Consider the following 19616-nt stretch of genomic DNA (forward strand, 5'->3'; position numbering starts at 1 on the left):
AGCTATTGATACTCAACCCATCAGACTCTTGCCGCCTGCGACCTGGCACATCCCTTCAAACCGGTGCGTTCTTCCACCTCGCCGGAGCCACTGATATAGCCATACCGCGACAGGTTCGGCATGAGAATCGCGGCGATGAAGGTCACAGTCACGACCGCTGCGACGTAAAAGAAGAAATACTCCTCGATGCCCTGTGACCGTAGTGACAATGCCACGTATTCAGCAGTGCCGCCGAAAGCCGCATTGCCCACGGCATACGGAAATCCCACACCCAATGCGCGTACGGCAGGCGGGAACAGTTCAGCTTTGACGATCCCGGCAATCGGGGTGTAGAGCGACGCAATGGCCAGGCCGCCAAACACCAGCAGGAACGCCATGAACGGACTGCTGACCGATTGCAACGAGTAAAGCAGGGGGATCACCAGCAGCATGGCCAACCCGGAGAACATCAGCATGTGTGCCTTGATCCCGATACGGTCGGCGAGCAAGCCGAAGAGCGGCTGGCAGAACATGAAACCGACCAGTGCCGCGGTCATGATGAAACTCACCGTTTCCGGGCTGATCCCTGCCGAGATCACCAGGAATTTCTGCATGTACGTGGTGAAGGTATAGAAGTAGAGCGACCCGCCGATGGTGAACGCCACCACCAGGGCGACGGCACGTTTATGCTTGAACATGCCGCGCAAGGAGCCGGCGTCTTTGCGGTTCATGTCTTTCTTGTTGGCGGTTTCATGCATGGCACGACGCAGATACACCACAACAATCGAACTCAGGGCGCCGATGAAGAAAGGAATCCTCCAGCCCCATTCGCGCAACTCCTCGCCCGTCAGGGTTTGCTGAAGAATGACCACGGTCATCAAGGCCAGCAGCTGGCCGGCAATGATGGTGAAGTATTGGAACGACCCATAAAAGCAGCGGCGGCCGGGTGTCGCGATTTCGCTGATGTAGGTGGCCCCGGTGCCGTACTCCGCACCGACAGACAGTCCTTGAATCAATCGGGCGATCACGAGCATCACGGGGGCAGCAACTCCGATCGTCTCGTAGGTCGGCATGACCGCGATCAGCAGTGAACCGGCGCACATCATGAACACCGAGATAATCATCGAGACCTTGCGACCGCGAGTATCGGCAATCCAGCCGAAAATCCAGCCACCGAGGGGACGCATGAAAAAGCCCACGGCGAAAACGCCGGCGGTGGCGAGCAGTTGGCTGGTGGTGTCGCCCTTGGGGAAAAACGAAGCGGCGAAATAGATGGCGGTATAGGCATAAATGAAGAAGTCATACCATTCCACCAGGTTGCCCGAGCAGGCACCCATGATGGCTTTGACACGATTGGGACTTTTCGCCGCAGCGTCTTCGGCGATGAGGTCGTTTGGGTCTGTGAGGGATCTGGACATGGTGTTCACCCTTTATTCAAGGCGAGGCGATACGAAGAGCACACCCGGGTGCTTGCGACGTTGCTGGCTCGATGGGTTGATGTGCTTAACGCAGGAATGTGAACCCGTCGATGACCTGGTCATCCGAGGTGAGGGCGCTGGGAGGGTGCGCTTGAGACGCCGACACTTTGAGGTCTGAAAAAATCGGACAAGCCGGGTAGAGAGACGCATTGCAGAACATGGCGGAAGCCCTCGTATCTTATTCTTGTAATGAGTCGTTCGCCCTGGGCGACGACGTTGATTGCAAGCTACCGCAGACTGTCGAAGGTAATAAGCCGCAGGCCAGCCTAACTGATATACCTAAATTTTATAGCTCGCCCCGCAACCCCGGCCCGCGCGGGGTTACCACGCTCTCATAAGGCCTCGAACCGCATGACGCGTGGCCCGCAGCCGAGTCTTGAATGCGTGAATGCGTTTACACTCCCCCTACCCTTCGACGCATATCGCGCCGAGCCCGACTCTGACTGGCCTGGTAATGGATGTCGTTCAACTCAAGACCCTGATTCACGTTGCCGAACTTGGCAGTCTCAGCAAGGCCTCCGACCGGCTGCACATTGCGCAACCGGCCCTCAGTCGACAAATCCGATTGCTGGAGAAAGAGCTCGGCACCTATCTGTTTGACCGACACGGTCGGGGCATGGAAATCACCGATGCCGGTCGAGAGGTACTGGCACACGCCACTCGAATCATGGAAGAAATGGAGTCCATTCGAAGCTCCGTGGTGGGGGGAAAGTCTTCCTTTCGCGGGACAGTCGTTATCGGCACCACACCGACGGTGGCGGAAATTGTCACGGTCCCATTGGTGCGCAAAATCAAGGAAGCGCATCCCAATCTCGCCATCCGGTTCTCTTCGGCTTTCAGCGGGTATCTGCTGGACTGGGTTCAGCGCGGTGAGCTGGAACTGGCCATTTCCTACGATCCGCAACCCCTGCACACCCTGCGAATCCTGCCGGTGATGATGGAAAACCTGCTGCTGGTCGGTCCCGCCAGTGCCGACCTGCGGCTCGATAGGCCAGTGTCCTTCGAGTCCTTGGCCGAGCAGCCACTCGTATTGCCCAGCACGCGCCACAGCCTGCGCACGATCCTCGACGACTGCGCCCGTGAAGTCGGGATCAAGCTCAAGACCAGTGTTGAAGCGGACTCTTTCGGGGCGATGATCGATCTGGTTCGCAACGGCTTCGGTTTGACCGCGCTGCCCCTGGCATCGATCTATGCGCAAGTCGAATCCGGCGTGCTATCGGCAGCCCCTCTGGTCGATCCGGTTCCCATGCGCAAACTGGTCCAGGTGTTTCCCGCCGACAGGCGGGTCAGCCCTGCGGCGAAATTCGTCGGTGAGGCATTCATCGAGATTGCGGCCGATCTGGTCGATCGCAAGATCTGGGCTGGGCATATGCTCTGAGGACCTTGTGCATGCGCATTGTCGTGCTGGTCCTGATCCTGATGCTGTTCGGCTGCGCTACCACACCCGACCCGCCGAGGGGCGAGGGTGGCGATTGGCGGTCTTTCTATGTCGTGAATCATGGCCTGCATACCGGGTTGGTGATTACGCGCGCCGATGTGCTTCAAGTGCTTCCCGCCCTGGCCGAAGCGTTCGGCGACGGCGACTTCATTGAGTTCGGCTGGGGGGACGAGGACTTTTACCGAGCCCCACAGGCCACCTTGGGCCTCGCCCTGCGGGCTTTGTTCAGGTCGACGGGCACCGTGCTGCATGTGGTCAGGATTGACGGCGACCCCAAACGGCGTTTCGCCGCAAGCGAGGTCATCGAGGTGCGGGTGACGGAGGACGGTTACCGGCGACTGCTGGCCTTCTTGGCCAAGACCTTCACCCACTCGGCGGCGGGTACTTTGGCGGCGCTCGGGCCTGGCCTGTATGAAGAGAGCCGGTTCTACCAGGCCGAGGGTAGCTATTCGCTGTCCCATACCTGCAATACCTGGGTCGCAGAAGCGCTGGCCGCGAGCAGCTGCCCAATGTCGCCTGCATCGGTGATTACGGCGGGGAACGTCATGTCGCAGCTACGCCGGGCGACAGCAGGTGGTGCGACCTGCATGGCCAGTCGGTAGCCTGTGTTGAAGTTTCTCAGACGGCAGTGATCGTCGTACGCATTATTTTATTTGGGTTCCGGGCACGAACAATTTGCTGGGGTCATCGACCTCCTTCAGGTCGACCAGGGCTCGGCAAACGCAATGCGAGAATTGTTTCTGCAACGTATCGGGGTCTTTCCAGGCTATTTGCGATGCCTGCAGATGTTGCCCCTCGGGCGATTTGTAGCAGACACAATTGTCCAGCCGGGTGATGCCGTCATTTGTGCTCTGACAAGCAGTGGTCAGCAAAGAGATCGCGATGAGCGTGACGATGCGTTTCATGGGCTCCCCTCCGAGACTGATGTGAAGGGCGATCGAAGCAAAATGCAATCTGCTCGATAAGCCCGACAATAGAAGGAAGCTTAGCTGTCATTTTCCAGTGCTCAATAATTCGGCGATGCTCGCTAAGGATCCAGCTTGCGCTTGAGTTCGGCCTCGCTCCAAAGGCCGCTGAGCGGGCCGCCCGGCAGACCTTCATGGGCTCGCGCCAGCGGGAACAGCACCGGCACGAAACCTGCGTCGCGCACCAACCGCGCACCCATTTCCCGAGCCTGGGTATCGTCGGCGAAAAGCGGAATTGCCTTGTTTTGGCCGGACTGGTCTTTCATGGCGGCATAGCCTACGGCGTTGAACGCCCGCGCCAGGTGCACCCCGGGCAGATACTGCCGGTCTGCCAGGGCGACGCCTGCCTCCAGCGCCTTGCGCCCGACGTCACCGTCGCGGCCGCTGAACGGGTTGCTGGTGCTGAACAGTACCTTGCCGTCGAGCTTGCCTTTGAGCTGTTCGGACAGCTCCGGCATGGCGCCGTAGGGAACACTCAACACGATCACATCGCCCCATGTCGCGGCATCGCTTACGGAGCCCGCCCGCGCGTTGGGACCGGCGGCGTTGACCAGGCCTGTCAGCGCCTCGGGGTGGCGTGAGGAAAACATCACCGCGTGCCCGGCTTTCGCCCAAAGGGTGCCCAGCGTACCGCCGACCTTGCCGGCACCGATCACGCTGATCTTGAGGGTGTCCGCCATGGCCGGGCTGGTGCACAGCACCATGGCGGCAAAGATCAAAAAGAGGATTCTGGACATGCGCAGCGCTCCTGTGTGGGAAAGCGGTCCCTTAACCACCGTAGTAGAGGCTGCGCATAAACGAAAGTTGGGGGGCACGCTTATCCGATTCCCCGTAGGTGCGATGCTTGCTCGCGATGGACGTGAACGATGGCGCGGGCTGTCTGACTGACCGCGTTGTCTGGACGTTTTTCGCGAGCAGGCTCGCTCCCACAGGGACCTACGCCAAACCTTTGGGAGCGATGCTTGCTCGCGATGGACGTGAACGATGGCGCGGGCTGTCTGACTGACCGCGTCGTCTGGACGTTTTTCGCAAGCAGGCTCGCTCCCACAGGGATCTGCGCGAACCTGTGGGAGCGTGGCTTGCCCGCGATGGACGTGAACGATGGCCCGGGTTGTCTGACTGACCGCGTTGTCTGGACGTTTTTCGCGAGCAGGCTCGCTCCCACAGGGACCTACGCCAAACCTTTGGGAGCGATGCTTGCCCGCGATGGACGTGAACGATGGCGCGGGCTGTCTGACTGACCGCGTCGTCTGGACGTTTTTCGCAAGCAGGCTCGCTCCCACAGGGATCTGCGCGAACCTGTGGGAGCGTGGCTTGCCCGCGATGGACGTGAACGATGGCCCGGGCTGTCTGACTGACCGCGTTGTCTGGACGTTTTTCGCGAGCAGGCTCGCTCCCACAGGGCAGTGTTACGGTTCTGGCGTGGGAGGAGGGTGTCAGTTGACGACGAAGCCAGCTCCGACCGGGTCGTTGCGCTCGATCACCCAGCGCGAAGTGCCCAGGATGCTGGCCGTGCCCTTGACGGTCGGCCGCACTGCGCGGGTGCCGTTGAGGTCGACTTCGCCCAGCAGGCAGCCTTCGAAGGTGCCGCTGCCCAACAGGCCTTCGGACAGAATGGGCTGGTTCAGGCCCAGTTTTCCCCGGGCTTCGAACATGGCCATCATCGCGCTGGTGCCCGTGCCACCGGGGGAGCGGTCGAGCTGGCCGGCGCTGAAGACGTGGACGTTTTTGTAGAACGCGCCTTCGATGGTCGCCGGGTGCCAGAAGGTGATGAAGTTGAGGTCGTTGATATGGGCCTCGGTGGGGTGCTGGATCTTCAGTTGTTTGTTGATCTGGTCACGGGCCAGCAGGCCAAGGCGCGACAGTTCGCTGCCGTTGTCCGGGCTGATGCGCAAGTCGCAGTGGGTCAGGTCGACGATGCCGAAGTAGTTGCCGCCCCAGACCAGGTCCGCCTTGAGGTCGCCATAGCCCGGCAGATGGATCGGGATGTCCTGGGCGGCAACGTAGGCCGGCACGTTTTCGAAGCGGGTCCAGAGCACGGTGTCACCTTCCGACGCCACTTCGGCCACGACCAGGCCGGCGGTGGTTTCAAAGCGGATTTTGGTGATGCCGTTTTCACCGCGCGGCACCAGGCCGAGGGCGACCATGGCCATGCTCACGGCGATCGTGCCATGGCCGCACATGTGCGAGTACACGCTGCCGTCCATGTAGATCAGCCCGGCGTCGAACTCACTGCTTGAAGGCGGGGTGAGGAAAACCCCGAACATGTCTTTGTGCCCGCGCGGTTCCTGCATCAACGCCTTGCGCAGCCAGTCATAGTTCTGCTCGAGAAAGGCACGCTTGGCCAGAATGCTGGAGCCGGCGGGGTAGGGAATGCCGCTGTGGACGATGCACAGTGGTTCGCCTTCGGTATGGGTGTAGATGACATCGAACGTGTCTTGCATGCGCATGACGGAACTCCTGGCTTACGGGATGTATGAGAGAGGGTTATTTGCGTTCTGACAAAAGGTCGAGACCGATGCACAGGTCCAGAATGATCACGGCGACAACGACGACGATGATGGTGGCCCCGGAGGCGGCGGCAATGGTCGGGTCGACGGTGTACTGCACGTAGTTGAAGAGCTTGACCGGTATGGTGTTGAGGTCCGGCGTGGTGTTGAAGATCGACAGCTCCACGTTGATCCATGACGAGATGAAGGCAAAGATCGACCCGGTCACGAGCCCCGGCCGGATCTGTGGCAGCACCACCAGGAAGAACGTGGCCCAGGGTGTGCCGCCCAGATCGCTCGACGCTTCTTCCAGGGCGCGTTGCTCGGGCGTCAGCATCGACAGCACCGAACGCAGGACGAAAGGCGAGATGATGATGGTGTGGCCGATCAGCAACGCCAGGAAGCTGCGGGTCAATCCGAAGTAGCCGCCGAACTGCAAGAGCGCCGCGCCGAGCACGATGTGCGGAAACACCAGCGGTGAAGTCAGGGCGGCGAGGATCGTGCCTTTGCCGGGGAAGTCGTAGCGGGCCATCGCCAGGGCCGCCGGCACGCTGAGCAGCACCGCGACAAAGGTGGCGACCAGGGCCAGCACGGTGCTGGTGGCAAAGGACGCGACATAGCTTGGGTCGCTGAGCATTTTGGCGTACCAGTCCAGCGTCCAGCCCTGGGGCGGGAATGCCAGGAAAGAGGTGGCGGTCACGGAGACGCCAAGAATGACGACCAGGGGCAGCAGCAGGTAGCCCAGCACGGCCCAGGCCACCAGCCTGACCAACAGTTGAGTGATCATGGGTTGTTCCCCCGGATATTCCCGACACGCCCGGCAAGCCCGACCATTACCAGGGTAAAGATCAGCAGCACGACGCTCAGCGCCCCGCCATAGTTGAAGTCGAAGACCGAACTGTATTGCTGGAAGATCAGCATCGAGAGCACGGAAATCCGTCCTCCGGAGAGCAGCGCCGGGGTGACGTAGGCGCTTGCCGCCAGTGTGAACACCATGATCGAACCGGAAATGATGCCGGGCATGGTCAGCGGCAGCACCACATGGAAAAACGTGGCGCGGGGGCTGGCACCCAGGTCACCGGATGCCTGTTCGTAGGCCGGGTCGACTTGGGCCAGGGCATTGCCGGCCGCGAGCACAATGAACGGCAGCAGGATATACACCATGCCGATCAGGATCCCGAGTTCGGTGCCCAGGAAACGTACCGGCGTATCGATCAGGCCGGTCTCCAGCAGGCTCTGGTTGACCAGGCCCTTGCGGCCCAGCAGGACCATCCAGCCGAACGAGCGGACGATGTTGCTGGTGAACATCGGCACGACCAACAGGATGACGCAGGCTCGGCGCCAGGCACGCCATTTCACGACGCGCACCAGATACCAGGCCAGCGGATAACCGAGCAGCAATGAGATCAGGGTGGTCAGCGCGGCGATTCGGAACGTCACCAGAATCACATCCCAGTGGTACTGGTCACCCAGCACCCGGATGTAGTGATCCAGGGTGAAGGTTTGATCCGCGCTCTGGGTCAGGCTGGCGAAGATCACCACCGCGAAAGGCGCGAGAAAGAACGCCGTGAAGAAGGCCAGGGCGGCGAAGAGCATCAGCCACGGAGCGAGCGCCGTGCGTTTCATACCGACTCTCCGATCAGGTGCAGATGCTCGGGATTGAAGCCCAGGCGCACGGCGCTGCCGGCGATCAGCTCGGCCCGGGGCAAGCCCATGGTGCGCGCCACGATGGGCTGCCCGTCGATCATGGAATGGACCAGGGTGTGGCTGCCGACACTGACGACATCGGTCACAGTGCCGCGGATTTCATGGCAACCGGTAATTTCCGGAGCTGATGCATCAAGCACCTGCACATGCTCGGGGCGCAGCACGGCCACTCCGCGCGGCAACAGGTTTTTTTCAATGCGTGAGATCGGTTCATGCCGGATCGCCAGGCGAATTTCGCCGTTATCGTTGGCCTGATAGCCGATCAGGTTGGCCTCGCCGATGAAGTCCGCGACGAAACGCGAAGCGGGTTTACTGTAAATCTCGCTGCTGGTCCCGACCTGTTCGATGCGTCCGGCATTCATCACCACGATGCGGTCGGCGATGGTCATCGCCTCTTCCTGATCGTGGGTGACGAAGATGAATGCAATGCCCAGCTTGGCCTGCAGATGCTTGAGTTCAAGCTGCATGCGCTTGCGCAGTTTCATGTCCAGCGCCGAGAGCGGCTCGTCGAGCAGCAGCAGTTTCGGTTGGTTGACGATGGCGCGAGCCAGGGCCACGCGCTGCTGCTGTCCACCGGACATGCCGCGCGGATAACGGTCTTCCAGGGCTTCGAGGCCGACCATCGCCAAGGCTTCCCGGGCCTTGAGCCGTGCTTCGGTGCGATTGACACCCTGGCGTCGCGGTCCGTAGGCGACGTTTTCCAGGACGGTCATGTGCGGAAACAGCGCGTAGTTCTGGAACACGGTATTGAGGGGCCGACGGTAAGGCGGCAAACGACTCACATCCTGGCCGTCGATGGCGATGGTGCCGGAATCGGGCTGCATGAAACCGGCGATCGAACGCAGCAAAGTGGTCTTGCCACAACCGCTGGGGCCGAGCAGCACGATGAATTCGCCCTGCTCGATGTCCAGCTGAATGTTGTCCAGCGCCTGGAACGGCCCGAAGTTTTTACAGACGCTGTCGATGCTCAACAAAACTGACATTGCAGACCTCTTGAGCTAGTTGGCGGTGACTTTGCGGTTCCAGTCGTTGGTAACGCTGGCGCGTTGCGCGTTGATCTGGCTCCAGTCGAACAGCCGCAGACTCTCGATCGAACCGCCCACGCCCCATGGCAGCTTGCGGGCCACGTCTTGCGCCACCTCGACATCCTTGACCGCCGGGCCCAGGTACAGCTTGCCGGCCAGGCAGGATGCGGCTTCCCTGGTCAGCGCGGTGTTGATGAACTGCTCGCCGGCCTTGCTGTTTTTCGCCCCCTTGATCAGGTGCAGGCGTGCATCGGTGGCCCAGGCGCCTTCCTTGGGAATGGTGAAACCAATGGGGGCGCCCTTGTCGATCAGGTCCCAGGCACCCACGTTGAAATGCGCGCCAATGATCGCTTCGCCACTCTGAAAGGCATTGGTCGCGGCACCCGAACTATCGAAGAACAGTGCGGTGTCCAGCGCGCCCAGCTTGGTGTAGACCTGCTCCAGGTTGGCCCGGTCGATACCCCAGACGTCCGCCATGAAAAACACGAACGGCACCCCGGAAGAGTTGGCGGGCGAGGGCAGGGCGATGGCGCCGGCATATTCCGGCTTCCACAGATCTTTCCAGCTGGCGGGCGCCTCTTTGATTTCCTTGGTGTTGTAGGTCAGGCCAAGGGAGTAGAAGCCGCTGCTGACGGCGAAAGTGTGGCCATCTTTGGTGTATACGGCTTTTTCCTGCACGTTCTTGAGGTTCGTAATGGCTGCGGGATCAAGATCGGCGACGACGCCGGCGGCATAGGCCATTTCACTGATGCCTCCGTCCATCCAGGCCACATCAATGGTCGGGCTGGACTTCTGTTGCTGGAGTTTGGCCAGGGTGGTGGTCGAGGTGCCGACCTCCGGTGCAACGGCGATGCCGGTTGCTTTCGTGAAAGGTTCTGCAACACATTTGAGGAAGGCTTCACCCCAGTTACCGCCATACAACGCAACGGTCAGCTTTTGCTGTTCAGCCAGGGCGGCCTGTGAGGATATGCAGCCGGTAACTAAAAGAGCGACGGTGATTTTCTTACCTGTCTTCAGTTTCATCGTGTGTCCTCTGGGGCGTTGTTGGACTTTTTCCCCTTGCCTGCATCTTGCTCGTATCGTTGAGGCGAGCGCTTGCACTTCAGGGTCTTAAAGTTGAATAGTTAGGTCATGCCAAAAATGACTCAGATACACCGCGAATGCCATCTGCCTGACTCCCCCGGACTCGGGGCGGGAAACCGTCCGCAGCTGTCAGTGGGGCTGGTCCTGCTGGATCAATTCACGCTGGCGGCGTTTTCCGGTTTTATCGATGTGTTGCGCTTGTCCGCCGACCTGGGGGGTGGCAGTCGGCAGATCCATACGGCGTGGCGTGTGATGAGCGTCGACGGTTTGCCGCGAACCTCCAGCGCCGGGATCGCCCTGGAGGTGTCCGGAGGCCTGGCGCAAGACCTGGACGCGTTCGATTACGTGGCCATCTGCGGTGGCAACGACTATCTCAACACCCATCTGCCGGCCCATTTTCGCGACTGGCTGCAGCGCGTAGCGAAGAGTCGCACGCGGTTGCTGGGCATCTGCACCGGCACGTTCGCCCTGGCGCAGGCGGATGTGGTCGGTAGTCGGTCGGTGTGCGTGCACTGGAATGTGCTGGATGCGTTTCGGGCGCGTTTTCCCAAGACCCCGGCGGCGGTGGATCACCTGTTCATCGATGAGGGCGATCTGATCACCTGCGCCGGCTCGACGGCAGCCATCGACCTGGGGTTGTACCTGGTGGCCCGGCATTGCGGACGGGAAAAAGCCCAGCAGGCGGTGCGGCACATGATGCTGCAGGGTATTCGCCAGGGACGTCAGCCCCAGGCGCACTTCTACGCCAACCTGGCAGACATCAAGGATGAGCGCGTGCGGCAGGCCGCGCATTATATCGAGCAGCGCATGGACAGCCTGCCGACCCTGGATGCCATCGCGCGTTATGTCGGGCTCGGGCGGCGCCAGCTGACACGGGCATTCCAGCAGTCGCTGGGGCTTTCACCCATGGAATTCCAGCGCTCGCTGCGGGTCGAGTACGGCGGCTGGCTGCTGGTAAACAGCCACAGCAGCATCACCCAGATCGCCATGGACTGTGGCTTCTCCGACGGCGCTCATTTCTCCCGCGAGTTTCGCGCCCGGTTTGGCGTATGTCCGCGGGAGTACCAGCGCCTGGAGCGGACAGAGTGATTGCGTGCCCATCACCCTTTATCCAGTAACGGCCATCTGACAACCTTGCATCGCTGGACTACGCTGCGTTCTGAACCCTGTCCCCAACCTGTGGCGTAAGGAACTGACACATGCGGAGCAGCAGGTTGCCTGCCTTGTTGATGGTCGTTTTCGGTGTGTTCTGGTCAATGCAGCTATGGGCCGGGGACGCCGTGGAGTCGGCGCAAGATGCCGTCGAATTGAAAGTGGCCAATCGCAGCATCATGGTGTTCCGCGCCACGGTCCTGGGCGAAACACCGGCTTCGCGGGTCAAGCGGGCCAAAGCAGTGATCGGTGAAGCCCTGGATGAGTCTGACGAGCCTGTCGTCACCCTTGACCCGATCCACGACAGTTATCTGGTGCTGTTGGGCACCCGGCGTGCCTTTATCGTGGCGCCCCAGGATGTCGACAGCCTTGCCTACGCCTCTGTCCAGCAGGCCGCGGAGGGCGCGGCGCAAAAGCTGCGTCAGGTGGTGGCTGAAACCCGGGAAGCGCGCAACCTGCAATTGATTCTTCGCTCGCTCGGTACGGCGGCCATCGCCACGGCTGTGTATTTTGCGCTGCTCTGGGGCGTGGCATATCTGCGACGCCGATTGCTCAAGCGGCTGCCCGAGTTGATGGATCGCCACACCCGGGCGTTGAAAGTGGGGCGGGTCCAGGTCATTGAAGCCAATTACCTGTACCCCTTGGTCATCCGCTTGTTCTGGCTGCTGCGCTGGCTGGTCTTGCTGCTGCTCACCTATGAATGGTTGGGATTTGTCCTGTCGCGGTTTCCCTACACCCGGCCCTGGGGGGAAAGCCTCAACAATTACCTGTTCGAGGTGGCCAGCTACCTGTTTCAGGCCATCGTCGGCGCCATCCCCGGGCTGGGTGTGGCCGTGGCGATTTTCTTCATCGCCCGTGGTGCGACGGCGTTCAGTCGGCGTGTGCTCAGGCGCATGGCGACACCGGGCACCTTCAGCTGGCTGAACATTGAAACCCTGCAGCCTACCCAGCGCCTGACGTCGCTGGCGATCTGGCTGTTTGCGCTGGCCATGGCGTATCCGTATCTGCCCGGAGCGGGCACCGATGCCTTCAAAGGCTTGTCCGTGTTGATCGGCCTGATGATTTCGCTGGGGGCCACCAGCGTGGTAGGGCAGGCGGCCGCCGGGTTGATCCTGACGTACACCCGAACCTTGCGCCCCGGTGAGTTCGTGCGCATCGGCGAATACGAAGGCACGGTGACCGAACTGGGCATGTTCACCACCAGCATCCGCACCGGCCTGGGGGAAGTGCTGACCTTGCCCAATTCGATGATCACCGGCACGGTGACCAAGAACTATTCCCGCACGGTGCAAGGCCCGGGCTATGTGGTGGATACGGTGGTGACCATCGGCTACGACACACCATGGCGTCAGGTCGAGGCCATGTTGCTGGAAGCCGCCAGGCGTACACCGGGCGTGCTCGAAGATCCACCGGCGCAAGTGTTCCAGACCGCGCTGTCGGATTTTTATCCCGAGTATCGCCTGGTGGCGCAGGCCATCCCCAGCCAACCCCGGCCCCGCGCCGTGCTGCTGAGCATGCTGCACGCCAATATCCAGGACGTCTTCAACGAATACGGCGTGCAGATCATGTCGCCGCACTACCTGGGCGATCCCGAAGAAGAAAAGCGCGTGCCCAGAGACCAATGGTTCACGGCACCGGCCCAGGCACCCGGGGAGGTGCGACAGCGTTGAAACGCGGAATGTTCTGCAAGGTCAGTGCAATGCGCCGGCTCTTCTATCCAGGACCCTGAAACTCAATTGCACTGCCGCACCCTGTTGTTCATGGTTTGTCAGGCTCGCTTCTCCGCCAAAGCTTTGCATGATCTGCTTCACCATGGTCAGCCCTATACCCAGCCGGCCTTGCCGGGTGGTGTAGAAGGATTTGAATGCCATCATTTCTTGTTGCCGTGACGTTCCATCCCCGGTGTCCGCAATGGTGAGATGCAACCATTGATGGGCTTGGTCCACGTTGGCCTGGAAGGTTAACCGCCCGCCTGCCGGCATCGCCTCTATGGCATTGGCAACGACACTCTTGAGAATCTGCGAAAGCAACAGCGGATTACTGATGATCCTTGGCGTCGGTTCATTGTTGAACTCGACCTGGATTCTTGATTGAGCCAGCTGCTGGCTGAAGCCGTTGAGTGTGGCCTGCACCATTGCCATCGGCTCCACCAGTTCGACCTCGCCACGGATCGGGCTCAAACACAGCAGTAACTCATGCACCCACCGCGACATCCGATCCACCTGACTGACGATATCGTCGATGTTCTTCCGCGCGGGTTGGCCGTCCATGTCTCTGGCCAACTCTGCGCTTGAGCGAATGCAGGCCAGGGGGTTGCGAAGGCTATGGGCAACCGCCGTGGACATTTCGACCAGGCCACCGTAGGTCTTGTTGGCAACAACCTGATCCTCTTGCAAGGCCAGCACAATTGATGCGCGTCGGGCTATCCAATAAACCCCGAAGTAAAACAGCAGGCCGCCCATCGTCGACAGCCAGATGATCCAGTGTCCGCGATTGAGGCTTGCAATCAGGTCGAGCGGCTCCCGGTAAATTTCAACCACCGCCTGGATGTTCCCGCCGTCATCCACAATCGGGATGTAACTCTCGACGAAGAACATTTTGGGGGCGCGAAAAAATTTCTGCTCCTTGCGGTCCTTATCCACCTCGTTGTATTTGGTTGAAACCCGATCCTTGGCGTTGAATGCCTCTTCAAGCTCGTCATTCAAAATGTGCTTTCCCACCAGTTGCGGGTTGGTCGACCAGACCACCGTCCGCAGGGGAGAGTAGATAGAGATCAGGAGCGAATCCGGGAGGCGTGAAAGGTAATCCAGGAACTCGGATCTGACACGCTGTCCGTTTTTTGACAGCGCCTCATCTTGTGCGTGTTGCACAGGCGCTGCGATCTGCAGGCCGGCCAGTCCGTGATGGCGTATCTCGCCTTTGGCGATGGTCTGGATGAATTGCGCGGACATCAGCGCATCGCGTTCGAGACTTTCGGTGACCAGGAACCGCGTTGACACGGAGCCGAGCCCAAAAGCAATCACGCCAATGAGCAGGAAACTGACCACCGAAAACCAGCGCATGAGATTGAATTGCCGGGTGGGTGCAATCGAGTCAGCCGTTCTTCGGCGCAAGCGTCGGAACAATGCGGCAGTGGCGTGCATAGGGATTGCCCCAGGTGTGCTGCTGATCTTGTTGTCGCAGCTTCAACCGCCCAATGGTGCGTGGATGAACAAGTAGCATTCTCTATGCCAAGGGTTTGACGACGATCCGGGTTGTGGCCGATAGACCGGGTGCTTGAGCGATGCAGGGCAATTTCATGGCCTATCCGCAAGCACAGCAGGCAGTTGCAGGAAACGGGTAGCAAGACCCATTTGTGGGGAATTGGGGTGTCGGCTCGTTTGCCTGGTTTACTCGCTGGCGTCAAAAGCCTCGTGGTACTTGACGATGCCGACGGGAAGCTCACTCGCAAAGGCAGTCGCCTGAAAGTACTCGGCTGGAACACCGGGCAGCTCAAGGCCCGGATGAGCCTTGAATCCGAAACGACCATAGTAGCCAGGTTCGCCCAGCACGACGCAGCCCGCAGCGCCAAGGCGTTGCAAGTCGGTCAATGCGGCGTTCATCAACATCGAGCCGATGCCCCGGCCCTGATGCTCCGGCCACACCGAGATCGGCCCGAGGCCGTACCACCCGGTTGCGCCAGACGAAAGGGTGACGGGGGAAATCGCCACATGGCCGACGATTGCGGCGTTTTCCAGCGCGACTGAAGAGACGCTCAGTTGATTGGCGCGTCGCAGCGCATCGACGATGAAGTGTTCAGTGTGACTTGAATGTTCTGCGTTTTCGAACGCCGCTTTGGTCAGTCGCGCGATGGTGTCGATGTCGGCGGGTTTTTCATGGCGGATCGTGATGGTCATGTTGATTTTTCTTGAGGGGGCGTGGTTACCATGGTCGCCGTTTCGGCAGGAGGCATGCAATGGAGCTGAAGTTCAGTCACGTAGATGTACTGGTGAAAAACCTCGACGAAGCTTGTGCGTACTACGCGCAGATCCTGAAAGCCAGGATCTCCAAAACACTTGTGTGGGAGCGCGGTGGCCTGCACGTACGCTACGCGATTGCGCTGGTCGGTCAAGAGCGTTTCATGTTGGTACAACCGTTGGCGGGGAACCTGAAGGAACTGATGGACAGCGCGGGCGAGGGCATGATTTACCGTCACTGCTACTCGACACCGGACATCGAGAAGGCCTATGACGAATTGATACTCGCCGGTGTTCAGCCTGAGGACGAAAACGGCAAGCCATTAGCCCGCGCGAACCTGCAATCCCCGTCCGGGGCACGTATCATTTGGTTGCCCAAGCGCTTCGGGCACTTTTCTATCGAGATCCTGGAAGACAAGGCGCTGGAGGCGTTTGTCGAGGCTGCGTTCTCCTTGTAGGAGCAAAGCTTGCTCGCGATGGCGGCAGCCAAAAAACCGTGGGAGCGGCGGTGCGACGATTCGACTTGCTCGCGAAGAGGGCGGCACATTCAACATTGATGTCGACTGACCTGACGCCTTCGCGGGCAAGCCGCGCTCCCACAGGATTTGTGTCGTTCACGCAAAATGCAATCTGCACAAAAGCTGTGGGAGCGGACCGCGAAGAGGCCGGCACATTCCACGTCGATGTCGACTGACCGGACACCTCTTAAGGGCGATATGACTTCCTCTGCTCAGGGAGCATCATTTTCACATTCAGCCAGCGGAAGTATCTGCGTTTCCCCGTTAACTTCTTGTACACACAGAGGTTCGGGGGCCATCTCCTCAAGCGTCGGCTGCTTTTTCGCTTCTGCCTGTTCAAGCAAGGCAAGCGTTTCGGCGGGGTCTGGCAAACACTCTTGAACCGTGGTCTTGGTGCCTGCTTTTTCCACGGTAGTCACACGGCTGTATTTGCAGTTCAGCTTTACTTCTTGTTCCTGACTTGCGTTGCAGCCCGCAGCGGCTGCGCAGGCAAGCACCAGCATCAATTTCACATTGTTCACGAGCGTGCCCTTGGTGGTGAAGTTCAGGTTTCTTTCAATGCTCAATTGGGTGCAGACAGTGGACTGCTTGAGTCGGTATCTTGCATTGACCTTAGCCGCAAAACCGGAAATCCGCGGGCTTTGTGGTTACGGAGGATTAACCACGCAGCTGCTCAATCAACAGCACCAGCGCAATGACGATCATGACGGCTCCCGAGAAACGGCTGACCCGTCGAGCGGCACCAGGGCGTGCCCGAAGCACAGCTTGCGAACCGAATCCGACCAGCAGGTAGATCACGCCGCAGCTGAACGTGTGGACCAGGCCGAGCGCAATCATCTGCATCGGTACAGGCCAGGGCGCGGTAGCGTCGGCAAATTGAGGCAAGAGCGCCAGGAACAGCAGGAACACTTTGGGATTGAGCCCGCTGACGCAAAGCCCCCTGAACGCCCAGCGCACCCATGAACCGGACACCTGGATTTCATCCGCACGAGGGGTGGAAGGGCGCGCAAGCATATTGGCGCCCAGCCAAAGCAGATAGCCCGCGCCGGCCACGGTGAGTACCGACATGATTACCGGATGGCCGGCGATCAGTGTACCCACACCGCCGGCAACCACCATCGTGACCAGCAAATGTCCGGATAACAATCCGCCCACGGCAGGCACCACGACTCGATGCTTCAAGCCCGCCGATATGGCGTACGCCCAATCGGCCCCGGGCGTGATGACAAACAGAATCGACACCCCCCAGAACGCAGTAAAAACACTGAGGGTCATGGCGCCACCTGTGTCAGCCGTTCACAAAACGCTTTATTCATCATCCGCCTCGAAAGCCAGGACCTTCGTCCTCTTGTTGAAGGACGTCCGGTCGTTAATGGTGAGGGGAAGATTAATGAAAAAAGGTTAGAATTTACTTTTAAAGATAATCGTTGCTTGGTCAAAAATAGGGAGATATTTCTACTTGGACAGGACTGATCGAAAGATTCTTGCTGAACTGCAAAAGGATGGCCGTCTTTCGGTGACCGAGCTTGCCGAGCGCGTAGGCTTGAGCCTCTCGCCGTGCCATCGGCGCGTACGCGCACTGGAAGAAGCCGGCGTATTGCTGGGCTATCGCGCGCTACTCGATCCCGGTGCATTGGGCCTGAACTTTTCCGCCATGGTATTTGCCACGCTTCGTGAAGGTGACCGGCAAGCTGTCGAGGCGTTCGAAACGGCGCTCATTGATATCCCGCAAGTGGTCGATGCCCAGCGGTTGTTCGGGGAGCCGGATTACCTGTTGCACGTCGTTGCCCAGGATCTGCCTGCGTTTCAACGACTCTATGATGAGCGTTTATCGACACTGCCTAACGTGCAGCGGCTGACCTCAACCCTGGTGATGAAACGGGTCATACAGGACAGGCCGCTTCCTTTGTGACAGGTGTGGGCGGGAGCGAGCTCCCTCGCCAAAGATCTTTGGTTTTTGGCCGATTTGTGCACTTCGCGAAAAACAAAGGCCTGGCCCACCCATAAACGAAGGAGCTATTGAGCTTCGTTGTGGTCGATTCAAATAGCGAGGCAAGAATAGTGCGCAACAGTGCCATCGCATCGCGCTCCTTCAGACAGAGAGGTGAATACCTTGAACAACATCATCTACATCATTGGGTTGGTCGTGGTCATTGCAGTTGTCCTGTCATTCCTCGGATTTGCATAGTCGCAGGCGTGCTTCCCTGGCTGGTTGCATTGATCTGACCGGCACCCTTGTCTATCCGAACTTCAGAAGGGGCGAGCGAGCCGCCCGCCCTTGGCCACGTTGCTCGGCAAGCGGGTGACCTCAGGGTGCGGCCTTTTTGAGATTTGCTATCTGGATGTGCGCATTTGGCAGGGGACTCCACCGGTCGATGCAACAGACTGGCTCAATCGATCAGCGGGTGTTTGGTCGTTGAGTGTTTTCCGAGGGCGGCGATTTATGCCACGGATAACCTTTCGCGCTGAGTTGAAAGGCGTAATCGAATAAACGCTTCATGTACTCGCCATCGAATTTGCGACTGTGCGCACAGGAAAAGTCGGAGCCGATGTACGCAAGATTGAAATCCGCTCCATCCTGCTGCGCCATGCGGTAGATTCGCTCCAGGTCGCTGATTCCCTGGGTTTGAATCAAAGCACTGATGGCTCGACCGCCGATGCTCAATGTACGGCGCTTGGTCCCCGACCACTGCGGCTCCAGTGTTCCATTACGAATGACATAGAAATGACGTTCGAGTCGCAAAGGTGCGCCGGTGGCTTTGCTCAGCGCAATCACAGTGCTGGGCGGATAAAGAAACACTTGAGTGATGACCCCGCCGTCCACGTGCATTTCCTGGAACTGTTCGCCGTCAACGTCCACATCGATCATGACGGGTGAGACAGCCCCGGGAATACTCATGGACGCGAGCATGATGTTGCGAAAGAGGTCGAGCGCGCCCGGTGCTTTGCTGGCGGCAATGGCGCCCATGTTCCAGGTGACTGGCCGCCCTGAATCAAGGTCAGTGGTGCCGATCAGCAGAATTCGTCCTTTGGCGTATTGCGCGGCAATCGCCGCAAGAATCTGCGCAGTGACGTATTTTGCGATGAGTCGCGACAGCGGCTTGCTGTCCGCTATACCGTCGCTGGCAAGACGGGTCAGCACGCTTCGCGAATGGAAAATGTCTTTGGGTCCGATTGCGTTGGAGACATACCGAATCACGCCGTCGTACTCCGACCCCAGGTACGCGAAAGGGGCGACCAGGGCGCCCGCGCTGATGCCCGTGACGACCTTGAACAGGGGGCGAGTCCCATGGGTGGTCCACCCGGCTATGAGTCCCGCTGCAAATGCGCCGGCATCGCCGCCGCCCGAGATTGCCAGCATGCTTGCCAGCGGCAGGATATCGTTCGGCATCCCGGCCCTGGCAAGCACCTCGCTCTCACGTTTGTTGGACAGAACCGCATCCTGAATGAACGGAGTCAGGTCGTGATCCAGCCTGTAGCGAGCATCGGGAATGCCTGGAATGACGGCTTTTTCCGTCAAGGTTGGCGGAACAGCGTCACGGCGCGGCAGCCACGCTTGAAGCAACATGTCCAGGGTTGAGGCGCCAGGTCTGAGCGGGAATGATTTCAAAACGCCTCCTCCGGCCCCTGCAGTCGACGGCAGGCGCGCTCATCGTCCGCGAGAAAGCCTTACCCATGGTGCCCGGGATGACTCACGCCAGCCAATTGCGACGCGTCAATTCGAACGCCAGGCAGCTCATTCTGCGCTCCTTTACAGGATAAAAAAACGTATGGGTCGCGTTCCAGGTACCAGACGAAAACCGGCCATCCGACAAGACCTTTAATG

General features: G+C 59.8%; 18 protein-coding genes and 1 pseudogene. 6 read left to right on the forward strand and 13 right to left on the reverse strand.

The window, feature by feature from the left end:
- Nucleotides 1-20: 20 nt before the first annotated feature.
- On the reverse strand, nucleotides 21-1397 hold the full coding sequence (locus tag CKW21_RS22815) for an MFS family transporter (protein WP_095196215.1): 1377 nt from the start codon (nucleotides 1395-1397) through the stop codon (nucleotides 21-23).
- 514 nt (nucleotides 1398-1911) lie between these two features.
- On the opposite strand from CKW21_RS22815, the gene CKW21_RS22820 reads away from it, so the two are divergent.
- Both CKW21_RS22820 and CKW21_RS22825 read left to right on the forward strand, forming a co-directional pair.
- Complete coding sequence (locus CKW21_RS22820) at nucleotides 1912-2835, forward strand: LysR substrate-binding domain-containing protein (protein ID WP_095196158.1); 924 nt, start codon at nucleotides 1912-1914, stop codon at nucleotides 2833-2835.
- An 11-nt stretch (nucleotides 2836-2846) separates the two neighbouring features.
- Nucleotides 2847-3497 carry a DUF2459 domain-containing protein gene (locus CKW21_RS22825; RefSeq protein ID WP_095196159.1) on the forward strand — a complete coding sequence of 217 codons (651 nt, stop codon included), beginning with the start codon at nucleotides 2847-2849 and terminating at the stop codon, nucleotides 3495-3497.
- Nucleotides 3498-3539: 42 nt separating this feature from the next.
- Here CKW21_RS22825 and CKW21_RS22830 read toward each other — a convergent pair whose 3' ends face one another.
- The 7 genes from CKW21_RS22830 to CKW21_RS22865 form a co-directional block, all read right to left on the reverse strand.
- Entirely contained in the window at nucleotides 3540-3800 is a 261-nt protein-coding gene (locus tag CKW21_RS22830; protein ID WP_095196160.1) for a hypothetical protein, read from the reverse strand.
- A 122-nt stretch (nucleotides 3801-3922) separates the two neighbouring features.
- Entirely contained in the window at nucleotides 3923-4597 is a 675-nt protein-coding gene (locus tag CKW21_RS22835; RefSeq protein ID WP_095196161.1) for an NADPH-dependent F420 reductase, read from the reverse strand.
- 699 nt (nucleotides 4598-5296) lie between these two features.
- Nucleotides 5297-6310, reverse strand: a complete 1014-nt coding sequence (locus CKW21_RS22845) for a proline racemase family protein (RefSeq protein WP_095196163.1) — start codon at nucleotides 6308-6310, stop codon at nucleotides 5297-5299.
- Between the two features lie 37 nt (nucleotides 6311-6347).
- Nucleotides 6348-7136, reverse strand: a complete 789-nt coding sequence (locus CKW21_RS22850; RefSeq protein WP_095196164.1) for an ABC transporter permease — start codon at nucleotides 7134-7136, stop codon at nucleotides 6348-6350.
- Complete coding sequence (locus CKW21_RS22855) at nucleotides 7133-7975, reverse strand: ABC transporter permease (protein ID WP_095196165.1); 843 nt, start codon at nucleotides 7973-7975, stop codon at nucleotides 7133-7135. The genes CKW21_RS22850 and CKW21_RS22855 overlap by 4 nt, the downstream gene beginning before the upstream one ends.
- On the reverse strand, nucleotides 7972-9039 hold the full coding sequence (locus CKW21_RS22860) for an ABC transporter ATP-binding protein (protein WP_095196166.1): 1068 nt from the start codon (nucleotides 9037-9039) through the stop codon (nucleotides 7972-7974). The genes CKW21_RS22855 and CKW21_RS22860 overlap by 4 nt, the downstream gene beginning before the upstream one ends.
- A 15-nt stretch (nucleotides 9040-9054) precedes the next feature.
- On the reverse strand, nucleotides 9055-10104 hold the full coding sequence (locus tag CKW21_RS22865; protein ID WP_095196167.1) for an ABC transporter substrate-binding protein: 1050 nt from the start codon (nucleotides 10102-10104) through the stop codon (nucleotides 9055-9057).
- 117 nt (nucleotides 10105-10221) lie between these two features.
- On the opposite strand from CKW21_RS22865, the gene CKW21_RS22870 reads away from it, so the two are divergent.
- Complete coding sequence (locus tag CKW21_RS22870) at nucleotides 10222-11253, forward strand: GlxA family transcriptional regulator (protein ID WP_218274053.1); 1032 nt, start codon at nucleotides 10222-10224, stop codon at nucleotides 11251-11253.
- Between the two features lie 110 nt (nucleotides 11254-11363).
- A complete protein-coding gene (locus CKW21_RS22875) occupies nucleotides 11364-12986 on the forward strand; it encodes a mechanosensitive ion channel family protein (RefSeq protein WP_095196169.1) in 1623 nt (540 codons plus the stop codon).
- Between the two features lie 21 nt (nucleotides 12987-13007).
- Here the strand turns inward: CKW21_RS22875 and CKW21_RS22880 are convergent, their stop codons facing one another.
- Both CKW21_RS22880 and CKW21_RS22885 read right to left on the reverse strand, forming a co-directional pair.
- Nucleotides 13008-14459, reverse strand: a complete 1452-nt coding sequence (locus CKW21_RS22880) for a HAMP domain-containing sensor histidine kinase (RefSeq protein WP_095196170.1) — start codon at nucleotides 14457-14459, stop codon at nucleotides 13008-13010.
- Nucleotides 14460-14705: 246 nt separating this feature from the next.
- Nucleotides 14706-15212 carry a GNAT family N-acetyltransferase gene (locus tag CKW21_RS22885; RefSeq protein WP_095196171.1) on the reverse strand — a complete coding sequence of 169 codons (507 nt, stop codon included), beginning with the start codon at nucleotides 15210-15212 and terminating at the stop codon, nucleotides 14706-14708.
- A 59-nt stretch (nucleotides 15213-15271) separates the two neighbouring features.
- On the opposite strand from CKW21_RS22885, the gene CKW21_RS22890 reads away from it, so the two are divergent.
- Nucleotides 15272-15730 carry a VOC family protein gene (locus CKW21_RS22890; protein WP_095196172.1) on the forward strand — a complete coding sequence of 153 codons (459 nt, stop codon included), beginning with the start codon at nucleotides 15272-15274 and terminating at the stop codon, nucleotides 15728-15730.
- 272 nt (nucleotides 15731-16002) lie between these two features.
- On the opposite strand, the gene CKW21_RS22895 is transcribed toward CKW21_RS22890, so the two are convergent.
- Entirely contained in the window at nucleotides 16003-16356 is a 354-nt protein-coding gene (locus tag CKW21_RS22895) for a hypothetical protein (protein ID WP_095196173.1), read from the reverse strand.
- Nucleotides 16357-16447: 91 nt separating this feature from the next.
- Nucleotides 16448-17065 (reverse strand): LysE family translocator, encoded by a 618-nt coding sequence (locus tag CKW21_RS22900; RefSeq protein ID WP_095196174.1) that lies wholly within the window; start codon nucleotides 17063-17065, stop codon nucleotides 16448-16450.
- A gap of 184 nt (nucleotides 17066-17249) precedes the next feature.
- Here CKW21_RS22900 and CKW21_RS22905 point away from each other — a divergent pair, with 184 nt between their 5' ends.
- Nucleotides 17250-17702, forward strand: a complete 453-nt coding sequence (locus CKW21_RS22905) for an Lrp/AsnC family transcriptional regulator (protein ID WP_095196175.1) — start codon at nucleotides 17250-17252, stop codon at nucleotides 17700-17702.
- A 507-nt stretch (nucleotides 17703-18209) separates the two neighbouring features.
- Here CKW21_RS22905 and CKW21_RS22910 read toward each other — a convergent pair.
- Nucleotides 18210-19400 (reverse strand): annotated as a pseudogene (locus CKW21_RS22910) (patatin-like phospholipase family protein); the annotation flags it as partial.
- Between the last annotated feature and the right edge of the window lie 216 nt (nucleotides 19401-19616).

The sequence above is a fragment of the Pseudomonas sp. Irchel 3A7 genome (assembly GCF_900187565.1).
Taxonomy (GTDB): domain Bacteria; phylum Pseudomonadota; class Gammaproteobacteria; order Pseudomonadales; family Pseudomonadaceae; genus Aquipseudomonas.

Bases quoted from the DNA above. Each gene is read 5' to 3' on its own strand.
- CKW21_RS22845 (WP_095196163.1), bottom strand. From the start codon at position 6,310: ATGCGCATGCAAGACACGTTCGATGTCATCTACACCCATACCGAAGGC.
- CKW21_RS22880 (WP_095196170.1), bottom strand. From the start codon at position 14,459: ATGCACGCCACTGCCGCATTGTTCCGACGCTTGCGCCGAAGAACGGCT.
- CKW21_RS22850 (WP_095196164.1), bottom strand. From the start codon at position 7,136: ATGATCACTCAACTGTTGGTCAGGCTGGTGGCCTGGGCCGTGCTGGGC.
- CKW21_RS22865 (WP_095196167.1), bottom strand. From the start codon at position 10,104: ATGAAACTGAAGACAGGTAAGAAAATCACCGTCGCTCTTTTAGTTACC.
- CKW21_RS22885 (WP_095196171.1), bottom strand. From the start codon at position 15,212: ATGACCATCACGATCCGCCATGAAAAACCCGCCGACATCGACACCATC.
- CKW21_RS22875 (WP_095196169.1), top strand. From the start codon at position 11,364: ATGCGGAGCAGCAGGTTGCCTGCCTTGTTGATGGTCGTTTTCGGTGTG.
- CKW21_RS22815 (WP_095196215.1), bottom strand. From the start codon at position 1,397: ATGTCCAGATCCCTCACAGACCCAAACGACCTCATCGCCGAAGACGCT.
- CKW21_RS22860 (WP_095196166.1), bottom strand. From the start codon at position 9,039: ATGTCAGTTTTGTTGAGCATCGACAGCGTCTGTAAAAACTTCGGGCCG.
- CKW21_RS22890 (WP_095196172.1), top strand. From the start codon at position 15,272: ATGGAGCTGAAGTTCAGTCACGTAGATGTACTGGTGAAAAACCTCGAC.
- CKW21_RS22855 (WP_095196165.1), bottom strand. From the start codon at position 7,975: ATGAAACGCACGGCGCTCGCTCCGTGGCTGATGCTCTTCGCCGCCCTG.
- CKW21_RS22830 (WP_095196160.1), bottom strand. From the start codon at position 3,800: ATGAAACGCATCGTCACGCTCATCGCGATCTCTTTGCTGACCACTGCT.
- CKW21_RS22900 (WP_095196174.1), bottom strand. From the start codon at position 17,065: ATGACCCTCAGTGTTTTTACTGCGTTCTGGGGGGTGTCGATTCTGTTT.
- CKW21_RS22820 (WP_095196158.1), top strand. From the start codon at position 1,912: ATGGATGTCGTTCAACTCAAGACCCTGATTCACGTTGCCGAACTTGGC.
- CKW21_RS22870 (WP_218274053.1), top strand. From the start codon at position 10,222: ATGACTCAGATACACCGCGAATGCCATCTGCCTGACTCCCCCGGACTC.
- CKW21_RS22825 (WP_095196159.1), top strand. From the start codon at position 2,847: ATGCGCATTGTCGTGCTGGTCCTGATCCTGATGCTGTTCGGCTGCGCT.
- CKW21_RS22835 (WP_095196161.1), bottom strand. From the start codon at position 4,597: ATGTCCAGAATCCTCTTTTTGATCTTTGCCGCCATGGTGCTGTGCACC.